The 10,446-nt window shown below is 69.6% G+C and carries 13 protein-coding genes; 5 read left to right on the forward strand and 8 right to left on the reverse strand.

All coding sequences use genetic code 11. The features are described 5' to 3' along the window. The 3 genes from ACWGI8_RS30740 to ACWGI8_RS30750 form a co-directional block, all read left to right on the forward strand. The coding region (locus ACWGI8_RS30740; protein WP_453665850.1) for a helix-turn-helix transcriptional regulator at positions 1-328 on the forward strand (328 nt) is incomplete at its 5' end. Between the two features lie 5 nt (positions 329-333). Then, entirely contained in the window at positions 334-957 is a 624-nt protein-coding gene (locus tag ACWGI8_RS30745) for a glyoxalase (protein WP_453665852.1), read from the forward strand. A gap of 154 nt (positions 958-1,111) precedes the next feature. Continuing rightward, on the forward strand, positions 1,112-1,588 hold the full coding sequence (locus tag ACWGI8_RS30750) for an iron chaperone (RefSeq protein ID WP_453665854.1): 477 nt from the start codon (positions 1,112-1,114) through the stop codon (positions 1,586-1,588). A gap of 252 nt (positions 1,589-1,840) precedes the next feature. Here ACWGI8_RS30750 and ACWGI8_RS30755 read toward each other — a convergent pair whose 3' ends face one another. Then, a complete protein-coding gene (locus tag ACWGI8_RS30755) occupies positions 1,841-2,431 on the reverse strand; it encodes an isochorismatase family protein (RefSeq protein WP_453665856.1) in 591 nt (196 codons plus the stop codon). Positions 2,432-2,593: 162 nt separating this feature from the next. On the opposite strand from ACWGI8_RS30755, the gene ACWGI8_RS30760 reads away from it, so the two are divergent. After that, positions 2,594-3,583, forward strand: a complete 990-nt coding sequence (locus ACWGI8_RS30760; RefSeq protein WP_453665857.1) for a GlxA family transcriptional regulator — start codon at positions 2,594-2,596, stop codon at positions 3,581-3,583. 89 nt (positions 3,584-3,672) lie between these two features. Here the strand turns inward: ACWGI8_RS30760 and ACWGI8_RS30765 are convergent, their stop codons facing one another. Genes ACWGI8_RS30765 through ACWGI8_RS30775 form a run of 3 tightly spaced genes read right to left on the reverse strand, consistent with a single transcriptional unit; the run spans position 3,673 to position 6,076 of the window. Further along, positions 3,673-4,998: a PP2C family protein-serine/threonine phosphatase gene (locus ACWGI8_RS30765; protein WP_453665858.1), complete on the reverse strand. Its 1,326-nt coding sequence runs from the start codon at positions 4,996-4,998 to the stop codon at positions 3,673-3,675. Between the two features lie 49 nt (positions 4,999-5,047). After that, on the reverse strand, positions 5,048-5,305 hold the full coding sequence (locus tag ACWGI8_RS30770; protein WP_453665860.1) for a hypothetical protein: 258 nt from the start codon (positions 5,303-5,305) through the stop codon (positions 5,048-5,050). 27 nt (positions 5,306-5,332) lie between these two features. After that, the gene (locus ACWGI8_RS30775) at positions 5,333-6,076 is read right to left on the reverse strand and encodes an AraC family transcriptional regulator (RefSeq protein WP_453665862.1); all 744 of its coding nucleotides are present in this window, start codon (positions 6,074-6,076) and stop codon (positions 5,333-5,335) included. 54 nt (positions 6,077-6,130) lie between these two features. On the opposite strand from ACWGI8_RS30775, the gene ACWGI8_RS30780 reads away from it, so the two are divergent. Next, the gene (locus ACWGI8_RS30780) at positions 6,131-7,312 is read left to right on the forward strand and encodes an MFS transporter (RefSeq protein WP_453665864.1); all 1,182 of its coding nucleotides are present in this window, start codon (positions 6,131-6,133) and stop codon (positions 7,310-7,312) included. A 19-nt stretch (positions 7,313-7,331) separates the two neighbouring features. Here the strand turns inward: ACWGI8_RS30780 and ACWGI8_RS30785 are convergent, their stop codons facing one another. The 4 genes from ACWGI8_RS30785 to ACWGI8_RS30800 form a co-directional block, all read right to left on the reverse strand. After that, positions 7,332-7,943 carry a TetR/AcrR family transcriptional regulator gene (locus tag ACWGI8_RS30785; protein ID WP_453665866.1) on the reverse strand — a complete coding sequence of 204 codons (612 nt, stop codon included), beginning with the start codon at positions 7,941-7,943 and terminating at the stop codon, positions 7,332-7,334. A 142-nt stretch (positions 7,944-8,085) separates the two neighbouring features. Next, a complete protein-coding gene (locus ACWGI8_RS30790; protein ID WP_453665867.1) occupies positions 8,086-8,946 on the reverse strand; it encodes a 3-hydroxybutyryl-CoA dehydrogenase in 861 nt (286 codons plus the stop codon). A gap of 165 nt (positions 8,947-9,111) precedes the next feature. Continuing rightward, positions 9,112-10,284, reverse strand: a complete 1,173-nt coding sequence (locus ACWGI8_RS30795; protein WP_453665868.1) for an acyl-CoA dehydrogenase family protein — start codon at positions 10,282-10,284, stop codon at positions 9,112-9,114. Positions 10,285-10,323: 39 nt separating this feature from the next. Further along, a partial coding sequence (locus ACWGI8_RS30800; RefSeq protein ID WP_453665869.1) for an acyl-CoA dehydrogenase family protein occupies positions 10,324-10,446 on the reverse strand: 123 nt, incomplete at its 5' end.

Consider the following 10,446-nt stretch of genomic DNA (forward strand, 5'->3'; position numbering starts at 1 on the left):
GAACATGTCGGCCGGCCACCTGAGCCGCCAGTTCCGGCTCGCCTACGGTGAGTCGCCGTACGGCTACCTGATGACGCGGCGCATCGAGCGCGCGACGGTGCTGCTGGGCCGTGGCGACCTCAGCGTCACCGAGGTCTGTCTCGCGGTCGGCTGCTCGTCGCCGGGCACCTTCAGCACTCGCTTCACCGAGCTGGTCGGCATGCCGCCCATCACCTACCGGCGCGGCGCGGCGGGCGCTGCGGCGGGGATGCCGTCGTGCGTGACGGAACAGGTGACCAGACCGGTCAGGAATCGAGAAGCACCGGCGACCGAGCCGCACCTAGCGTGACGGACATGACCTCCATCGAATCCGTCACCCTCGAGGTGGCCGACCCCACGGCCGCCAACCGCTTCTACACCGCCTTCGGTCTGGGCACTCAGGTGCGCCTGCGGCCCTCGGAGGCGCCCACCACCGGCTTCCGTGGGTTCGCGCTGTCGCTCACGGTGTCCCAGCCGGCCACCGTCAACGGCTTCATCGGCGCCGCCCTCGACGCCGGCGCCACGCCGCTGAAGCCTGCCGCGAAGTCGTTCTGGGGCTACGCCGGCGTCGTACAAGCCCCGGACGGAACGATCTGGAAGGTCGCCACGTCGGCGAAGAAGGACACCGGCCCGGCCACCCGGCAGATCGACGACATCGTGCTCCTGCTGGGAGCCACGGACGTGGCCGCGAGCAAGCGGTTCTACATCGACCGTGGCCTCGCCGTCGCGAAGAGCTTCGGCCGCAAGTACGTCGAGTTCGCCAGTTCGTCGTGTCCCGTCAAGCTGGCGCTGTACGGGCGCCGTGTCCTCGCCAAGGACGTCGGCGTCCCTGACGACGGCACTGGATCCCACCGGCTCGTGCTGGGCAGCGGCGCCGGGTCTTTCACCGACCCGGACGGGTTTGCCTGGGAGGCCGTGTCGCCGGCACCCACGCCCTGATCCGTCACTGCAGGGGTGTCAGGTGGTCGGCCTCCTCCTCGGCACCGTCGCTGTTCCCCCCGGACTACAACCGATCAGTTCCGAAGAAGCCACAGCCGCGGCCGATTCCCGGCATGAGAGTCGCGGTCACGCCTTGTAGGAGAGGAAACCTGCCATGAAGGGCACTCAGACGTCCGCCAAGAGCACCGGCGCGGCCGACGAGAAGCACGACGGATTCACGGACGAGGAACGAGGCGCGATGAAGGAGCGCGCCCAGGAGCTGAGGACGGCCGCGCGCCGCAGCCCGCGCGCAGCCAAGGCGGATGCGGAGAGCGAGGTGCTCGCGAAGATCGCCGAGATGCCGGAAGCGGACCGCGTCCTCGCCGAGCGGCTCCATGACATCGTCAAAGCCGGTGCGCCGGACCTCTCGCCGAAGCTCTGGTACGGGATGCCCGCGTATGCCAAGAACGGCAAGGTCGTCTGCTTCTTCCAGGGCGCGCAGAAGTTCAGGACGCGGTACGCCACGCTCGGCTTCAGCGACCAGGCGGACCTCGATGAAGGCACCATGTGGCCGACCGCCTACGCCCTGACGGAGCTGACCGCCGCCAACGAGGAACGCATCGGTGCACTCATCAAGAAGGCGGTGGGCTGAAGCCGGTGCTCCTCATGAGCGCAGTGCTCGCCGGCCTGACCCACAGCCCGGCCCGACGGACAACCAGCCGACGGGCGGCTCCCGATGGCCCCTCGCCGTCTTCGGCCATGAGGAGGCGTCGTCGATGGTCACCGACGGCTCCCCGTCCCGGTCTTGACCGGCCGGATTCCGTTTCCCGGGGCCCCGGCCTGCCTCACCGAAGCGGCCAGGCCGGGGCGTGTGCCGGTGAGGGAAGGGGAGCAGGAGGGCGGATCAGCCCAGGGAAGCAGCCGACGGAACGACCACGCCGTACAGATCTGCGATCGTCGCGAGCGCACTACGATGAATCTGATCGGCAGTCAGGCCGCCGCCCACCGACGGCAACGGCCGCGTCGCACAGGCATCGGCGACGACCGTGGGACGGTTCCCGCGCAGGAACGCACCCTCCGCGGTGAACGTGACACACATGTGCGTCATGAACCCGGCGATGATGACGTCCTTGTTCCCGGCACCATCCACCAGCTCACCCAAGTTAGTTTCGTGGAACGCGTTGGGCGTGGTCTTCACGACGACCTGCTCGCCCTCGATGGGCGCCACGCCGGGGTGGATCCGGCCGATCTTGGCACGGATGTCGTACGGGGTGCCCTCGCCGCCGTCGTTGATGACGTGGATGACCTTCGCATCCGCTTCCCTGGCCCGGGCCAGCAGCGCGGCGGCAGCGTCGAGCGCGGGCTGCCACCCCTGAAGTTCCATCACGCCGCGGGTGTAGGTGTTCTGGTAGTCGACCAGGATCAGCGTCGCACCGGCCGGCGATGCCGGTGTCTGGTCGAATCCGTTGAGTTCCCGCAGGGTTGTCGTAGGCATGTTGCACCTTCTCGGGTCTGGTATCGAAAGGTCAGGGCCACCGTGTGATGGCGCACCGCCCACGCTACGAACCCACCTCGCATGGCGGCAATGTCATGTAACTTGCAGATCCAGACACCGGGTTGGGTGTCCTGCCACTGCCTCCGACCGGACGGAAACCCCTTGAGCAGCCTCAGCCGGTTCATCGTCGTGCTCCTCTTCGACGGCGTCGACCTCCTCGACGTCACCGGCCCCCCGGAAGTGTTCGCACTGCTGCAACGGGAGACCGGCAACGCAGAGGGTTACCACGTGGTTCTGGCCGCCGAGACCATGGACCCCGTCACCACCTCTGCCGGGGTACGCATCCTCCCCGATGTCACCTTCCAGGAAGCATCCACGCGCAGCATCGACACCCTCATGGTTCCCGGCTCGGTCGAGGTCGACGGCAACCGCCGCGTCCACGCCATCACCGACCCCACCGTGGTCCACTGGGTGAAGGAGCTGGCAGGCAGGGCCAAGCGCGTCGCGTCCGTGTGCGTGGGGGCGCACATCCTGGCGGCCGCCGGGCTGCTCGACGGCAAACGCGCCACCACCCACTGGTCCACCGCGCAGCAGCTCGCCGCCGACCACCCGGCGGTCGACGTCGACGCCGACCCCATCTTCATCCACGACCACAACGTGTGGACCGGAGCCGGCATCACCGCCTGCCTCGACCTGTCACTCGCCCTCGTCGCCGAAGACTTCGGCGAGGCCGTCGCGCTGCGCGTCGCCCGGCAGCTCGTCATGTACCTGAAACGTCCCAGCGGACAGAGCCAGTTCAGCGTCCCGATCGAACCCGTCTCGACCACCCGCCGCATGGACGACATCCGCCACTACATCACGCAGCACATGGCCGACCACCTCACCGTCACCGGTCTCGCCGAGCACGCCCACGTCAGCGAACGGCAGCTCACCCGCATCTTCAAGACGGAACTCGGCATGACCCCCGCCGCCTACATCGAATCGGCCCGCGTCGAAGTGGCACGGAACCAGCTCGAATCCACGGACGACACCCTCGAACGCGTCGCGTCGGCGTGCGGCTTCAACACACCCGACACCCTGATCCGAGCGTTCCGCCGGAAACTGAACACGACCCCGACGGAATACCGCAGCAGGTTCCGGCACTCCGGATAACCCCCGCCCGCCCAGGCAATGATTCGGATGTCGGGCACGGCCCAGCGCTCGAGAGCCTTCGATCCCAGCGCGAGCAGTTCGGCGGGGGGCTACGTCGACAGGGGTGTGCGCACGGCGAGGATGGCCATGTCGTCGTGGCCGTCGCTGGGGTTGTGGTCGACAAGGGCCTGGCAGAAGTCGTTCAGGGACAGGTCGCCGTGAGCGGCCGCGGTTTGGGCGAGGGCGTCGAGGCTGGTGTCGATGGGGTGCTGGGGGTGTTCGATCAGTCCGTCGGTGAAGAAGACCACGGTGGAGCCGGCGGGGAGTGGGTGGGTGTGGTCGGGGCGGGGTTGGTCGGCGTCCACCCCGAGGGGGATCCCGGGTTCGGCATGCAGGTACTTCGGTCGTTGGCCGGGGGAGATGAGCAGGGGCGGAAGGTGGCCTGCGCTGCTCCAGTGCAGGGTCCAGACGGAGCCTCGGGGTTCGATGCGGGCCAGGCAGGCGGTGGTGACGGGGTTGTTGGTGATGGCGTGCAGAGTGCGATCAAGCTGTGTGAGGACTGCGCTGGGCGGGGTGCGGCGGTCGTAGAGCAGGGCGCGCAGCATGTTGCGGGTCTGGGCCATGGCCGCCGCGGCTTTCAGGTCGTGGCCGCCCACGTCGCCGATGACGGCGGCGCACGCTCCGTCCGGGAGCAGAAAGGCGTCGTACCAGTCACCGCCGACCTGTGCGGGGGCGGTCGCCGGCCGGTAGACGGCGGCGCCCTCATACGGTCGCAGGTCGGACAGAGCCGGCAGCAGCAGACGCTGGAACTGCTCACTGCCTGCCCGCGCATGTTCGAACAGCCGCGCGTTTTCGATGGCCACTCCGGCCGCCCCGGCAAGTGCAACGACGATGTCCTCGTCGTACGCGTCGAACGGCTCCCCGTCACGCCGGTCGGCCAGGTAAAGGTCTCCGTAGACCTCGCCCCGGACGCTGATCGCCACCCCGAGCAGGCTGCGCATCGGTGGGTGACCGGGCGGGAATCCTGCGTAGTGGGGGTGGGCGGTGATCTCCTCGACCCGGAGCGGTTCGGGGCGGCGGATCAGGGCCCCGAGCAGACCCCGTCCGTGCGGGAACTCGACGCCGCTCAGCTCGGCCCGTTCCTGCTCGCTCAGCCCCACGGGGATGAAGTGCGCCAGGCCCTCGCCCTGCTCATCGAGGACGCCCAGCGCACCATAGCGAGCCTGGACCAGGTCCATGGCGGCCGTGACGATCCGGTCCAGCACCACCGGGAGCTCCAACTCCCGGCTGACTGCCATGACCGCGTCCAGCAGCGCCTGCAGCCGGTCCCTGGTCCGGGCCAGCCCCCGGAGCTGTGCGGAGATCTGGTCGAGCTGACCGTCCAGGAAGTGATGCAGGTCAGCAATGTTCGGAGGTTTCGGTTGTTCAGGTTCCATGGGCTCTCCCGAGGCCGCCGCACATGCCGTCCTACCTGGCGGGCGTGCACTACTCAACCTCACCAGGGCGGACCTCAGCCTCGCCGACCCGCGGATGCAGCCCATCGGACTCCGCATGCTTCCGCATCACCCCGAGCTCGGTCCGGGCCCGCGCCAGGCCGGTCTCCCGGGCCAAGTCCTCGACACCGATCCTCTTGGGATGCCGCTCCGGCACCCGCGAAATCATCCCCGCCCGCACCTCGGCCTCCACGAACGGCCTACGCTCGCACCGCTCGACCAGCCCGGCGAGATGCTCGGGCGAACGCACCACCACCCTGCTTGAGGAGTCCGCAGCTCAGTACCTCGGGTGCGTGCCCGGTGTGTGGCCGAAGGTGCGGCGGAAGGCATCGATGAACGCGCTGGCGGACGACCAGCCGCAGAGGTGCGCGACCGCGGTGACCGGAGTGTTCTCGGCCAGGAGGACCAGCGCGTGGTGGAGCCGCAACTGGGTGCGCCACTGCGGGAAGGTCATGCCGAGGTCGTTGCGGAACAGCCGGGACAGGGTACGGTCGCTCGCCCCGACCTCACGGCCCAGTTCGGCGAGGGTGCGGCTGTCCGCCGGATCGGCGTGCAGGATGTCGCACAGCGTTCGCAGCAGTGGGGCGGTGGGTGCGGGCAGGTGCAGGGGCTCCTGGGGCGAGGCCCGCAACTGGTCGAGCAGCACCGCGCGCAGGCGGGCCCGTTCGGGACTGTCGTCGCCCGGTGGGCGGGTGTAGGCGACGATCAGTTCGCGCAGCAGTGGACCCACGGCGAGTACCGTCGGCGTCTCCAGGCCGAGTGGGTTCTCGGTCGCGGGCAAACCCACCAGGTGCAGCTGGAGTTCGCCGTGGGCCTGGTGGGCATGCACGGTGCCGGCGGGTACCCAGATGGCTCGGGTGCCCGGGGCGACCCAGGAGCCTGCGCTGGTGGTGACGGCCAGCACTCCGCGGCCGGCGTAGACGATCTGGTGGTCGTCGTGCCGGTGGGCGTCTATCGCGGCGCCGGGCGCCAGTCGCTGGGTTCGGGTCGGGGCGACCGACTCGTGGCGGATTTCCGTCATCGTGCGGCAGTTTATTGGAAGTGCGACACGGCGCCCAGTGCCGATCATGACGGGGTGCGAAGGAATGCATCGATCACCCTGCTGTCCGTCGGGCACGCCTGCGTCGACGTCTACCAGGGCGCCGTGGCGTCCCTGGTGCCGATCTTCGTCGCCGAGCGCGCCTACAGCCATGCTGCCGTCTCGGGCATCGTGCTCGCCGCCTCACTGCTGTCGTCGGTGGCACAACCGGTGTTCGGTGCACTCACCGACCGCTGGGCGATGCCCTGGCTGCTGCCGGTCAGCACGCTGCTGGGCGGCCTGGGCATCGCGCTGAGCGGGGTGAGCGGCTCGTACGCGCCGACCCTCGCGTTCGTGGCGGTGTCCGGGGTGGGCGTGGCGGCCTATCACCCCGAGTCCGCCCGGGCGGCCCGGCTTGCCGGCCGGGGCAGCCACAGCGCGATGGGCTGGTTCTCGCTGGGTGGAAACCTCGGCTTCGCGGCGGCCCCGCTCATGGTCGCCGCCGTTGTCTCCCTCGGCGGTCTGCGCTTGACGCCGCTCCTGGTGCTGCCGGCGCTCGTCGGCGCCGTGCTGTGTCTGCCCGTGTTGCGGACGCTGGAGCAGCGTCAGTCCTCCGGGACGGGGACGACGGTGGCGGCCGGGGCCGACGACCGGGCGTCGTTCGTGAAGCTGTCGCTGGCCGTGGTGTGCCGGTCGATCGTCTTCATCGGCCTGAGCACCTTCATCTCGCTGTACGCCACCGAGCGCATGGACGGCAGCGCGGCGGCCGGCACCGCGGCGCTGTTCGTGCTCTTTCTCGGCGGCGCGGTGGGCTCCGTACTCGGCGGCGCGCTGGCAAGTCGTCGGGACCGGGTCACCGTCGCGCGCTGGTCGTACCTGCTCACGGCCGGATCCGTCGCGGGCCTGACCTTCGCACCGGGCCCGGCGTTGTATCTGTTCGTGGCGCTGACCTCGGTCGGCCTGTACGTCCCGTTCTCGCTTCAGGTCACGCTCGGGCAGGACTACCTGCCCTCCCGCGTCGGCACCGCCAGTGGCATCACACTCGGTCTGACCGTCAGCATCGGCGGTCTGGTGAGCCCGCTCATCGGCAGCGTCGCCGACGCGACATCCCTGCAAACCGCCCTGGCGCCACTGGTCCTGATGCCCGTCCTGAGCTGGCTGTTGTTTTGCACCCTGCCCGAACCCGCCGTGCCGCAGCCCGGGCCCGCGGCCCACCAGAAGGGAGACGACACCGATTGACACACCGACGCGCGTCGCATCAGTTCGCAGGGAACTGCGGCGCCGCGCCGATGGTTCCCGCAACGGTGCCCCAGATGGCGTCCAGCGCTGTATCCAGCGATACCTTGGGGTCCGTCAGCATCAGACGGATCCCGAACCCGTCGCACAGCGCGAGCAGTAGAGTGCTCGTCGCATCGACGTCGCACTGGGCGAATTCCCCGGAGTCGACACCCCTCTGCAGGGCATTGCCGACCCACTCGTGCAGTTGCTCGTACAGGTCGACGGCGAGGTGTCGCGCCGTGTCGTCGCGCAGCGCGCGCACCCAGAGTTCCTGCCACAGCCGCCAGTCCTGCCGGAGCTCCGGGTCCGTGGGGAGCAGGGCCCGCAGGATGCGGGCCAGGATCACCGCGGCGGACACCGAATCGGCGTCCCGTTCGAGTTCCGTGCCGGTCTGCGCGAAGGAGTACGTCATCGCCTCGGCGAACAGCTTCTCGCGGGTCTCGAAGTGGTAGTGGAGCAGAGCGGTGGACACGCCCGCGTGCTCCGCGACCATCCGCATACGGATTCTCTCGAAGCCGACCTCGGCGATCACCTCGCACGCGGCGGAGAGGATCCGCTCACGCGTCTCGCGTGTGCGTTCGGCCTTGGTCACGTGGGTGCTCCCTGGTCTGGTAGGTGCCGACGCGGTCCGTGGGACGTCACGTTCCGCACTGTTCCATCTTCGCGTATCTCTGCCGGCTCCGGGCCCGGTCCGCCCGGACGCCGGGAGCCCAGGGCCTGTACGACGCGGCGGCTCATCGGTGGGTGTGAAAGCCCCGGCCCGACTTCCGGCCGAGAAGGCCCGCATCAACCATGCGTGCCAGCAGTGGTGGCGGGGCGTACAGCGGCTCTCGGAACTCCTCGTACATCGACTCCGCGATGGCCTGGACGGTGTCCAGCCCGATGAGATCGGTGAGCGCGAGCGGACCGAGCGGATGCGCACAGCCGAGGACCATGCCTCTGTCGACGTCCTCGACCGACGCCGCGCCGGTCTCGACCATCCGGACCGCTGCCAGCAGGTACGGCACCAGCAGCGCGTTCACGACGAAGCCGGCCCGGTCCCGGGCGCGCACGACCTGCTTGCCGAGCGTCTCCGACGCGAACGCCTCTGCCCGCGCCGTGGTGTCTTCACCTGTCAGCAGGGACGGCACCAGTTCGACCAGGGGAAGGACCGGTACGGGGTTGAAGAAGTGCAGTCCCACCACCTGCTCAGGTCGCGAGGTGGCCGCCGCCAGGCGAATGACCGGGATCGACGACGTATTGGTCGCGAGGATCGCGTCGCGGCCCGCCACGGTTCTGTCGAGCCGCTCGAAGACCTCCAGCTTCGCCCGCTCGTGTTCGGCCACGGCCTCCACCACCAGATCACGGTCGGCCATGCCGTCGATGTCCGAGGTCAGCGTGATCCGCCCCAGTGCGGCGTCCCGTTCCTCGGAGGTCAACTTCCCTGCGGCCGCCGCACGGTCCAGCGACGCCATGATGCGGCGCCGGCCCGCCACCGCGGCACTTTCGCCGGCCTCGACCACCACCACGTCCAGACCTGCCCGGGCACACACCTCGGCGATACCGGATCCCATCAGGCCGCAGCCCACGACCCCGATCCGCTCGACATCCGTCATCGGTACTCCGTACGTTGCTCGGCGGCCCGGGCGGGCCGGTCGTGGCTGATGAGTGCGTGCCGGCCGAGGCCCACAGGAGGTGAGCCGTCCGGCTGTCCGGGGCCGCGCGGCGGAGGCGGGTCCGGGTCCCGGCGGCGTACACCAGGACCCGGAACCCGGCTCTCCCTAGCCGGCGGACGGCATCTGCAGGACGTCCGTGCCGCGCTTGATGAGTTCGTTGGCGATGATCAGGCGCTGGATTTCGGAGGTGCCTTCCCAGATGCGGTCGACGCGCAGCTCGCGGTAGAGGCGTTCGACGGGGTAGGAGCGGTCGTAGCCGCGGCCGCCGAAGATCTGCACGCACCGGTCGATGACCCGCCCGGACGCCTCGCTCGCCGACAACTTGGCGATGGCCGCCTTGGCGTGGAGGGTCTTGCGGTCGGACAGTCCCGCGTCCACCTCCCAGGCGACCTGGTGGGTGTAGGCGCGGTTGACGGCGATGTCGACGGCGCAGTCGGCGAGCATGCCCTGGACGAGCTGGAAGTCGGCGATGGGCGAGCCGAACTGGCGGCGCTCGACGGCCCAGTCGCGAGCCAGTTCCAGCGCTCGCTCGGCGGCTCCGCCCGTGCGCGCCGCGATCATCAGACGCTCCTCGGTGAACCAGGAGCGCGTGATGTCGTAGCCGTTCCCGATACCGCCGAGCACCGCGTCCTCCGGGACACGGACGTCCGTGAACGTGAATTCGGGGTGCTCGTAGACGAAGGTGTGCATGAAGCGCGGCACCCGGGTCATCTCGATTCCCGGGGTGTCCTTGTCCACGAGGAACAGGGTCGGCGCGCGATCCTCACCGGCCGCGGCCAGCACGATCATGAAATCGGCGTGATCCCCGACCGTGACGAACCACTTCTCGCCGTTCAGCACCCACCCGTCCGCGGTGCGCGTCGCGGTCGTCCTGATGCTCTGCGGGTCGGACCCGGCCTCGGGCTCGGTGACCGCGTAGCAGTCGCGACGCCGGCCCCGGATGACCGGGACGAGGTAGCGCTCGCGCTGCTCGGGGGTGCAGAAACGCAGCGCGTTCGCCGGGCGCCAGACCATGTCCCACAGGGCGCCCGTCAGCCGCCCCAGCTCCTCCTGGACGACGGCCTGTTCCAGGATCGTCAGTCCGGCGCCACCCCAGTCCTTCGGCATGTTGACGGCCTGGAGTCCGCTCGCCAGCACGGCGTCGCGGACGTCCGCGTGGGCCTGCGGCGGCAGGCCGTTGTTCTCCTCGCAGTCGAGCTCGTACTTCATGATGAACTCGGTGAGCCCACGGGCGGAGTCCTTGAGCTCCTCGTGACGGGCGGTGAGACGGAAGTCCATGTCGGTCCTCGGGGTCGTGGTGGGCGGGTGGGGGAGTGATCAGGAGGCGGGCAGCGCGAGTGCCCGAGTGCCGCGCTTGATGAGTTCGTTGGCGATGATCAGGCGCTGGATTTCGGAGGTGCCTTCCCAGATGCGGTCGACGCGCAGCTCGCGGTAGAGGCG

It is taken from the genome of Streptomyces sp. NPDC054841, from assembly GCF_053611045.1.

Coding starts and splice junctions, on each gene's coding strand:
- ACWGI8_RS30775 (WP_453665862.1), bottom strand. CDS start 6,076: ATGACGGAAATCCGCCACGAGTCGGTCGCCCCGACCCGAACCCAGCGA.
- ACWGI8_RS30755 (WP_453665856.1), bottom strand. CDS start 2,431: ATGCCTACGACAACCCTGCGGGAACTCAACGGATTCGACCAGACACCG.
- ACWGI8_RS30790 (WP_453665867.1), bottom strand. CDS start 8,946: ATGACGGATGTCGAGCGGATCGGGGTCGTGGGCTGCGGCCTGATGGGA.
- ACWGI8_RS30750 (WP_453665854.1), top strand. CDS start 1,112: ATGAAGGGCACTCAGACGTCCGCCAAGAGCACCGGCGCGGCCGACGAG.
- ACWGI8_RS30795 (WP_453665868.1), bottom strand. CDS start 10,284: ATGGACTTCCGTCTCACCGCCCGTCACGAGGAGCTCAAGGACTCCGCC.
- ACWGI8_RS30765 (WP_453665858.1), bottom strand. CDS start 4,998: ATGGAACCTGAACAACCGAAACCTCCGAACATTGCTGACCTGCATCAC.
- ACWGI8_RS30745 (WP_453665852.1), top strand. CDS start 334: ATGACCTCCATCGAATCCGTCACCCTCGAGGTGGCCGACCCCACGGCC.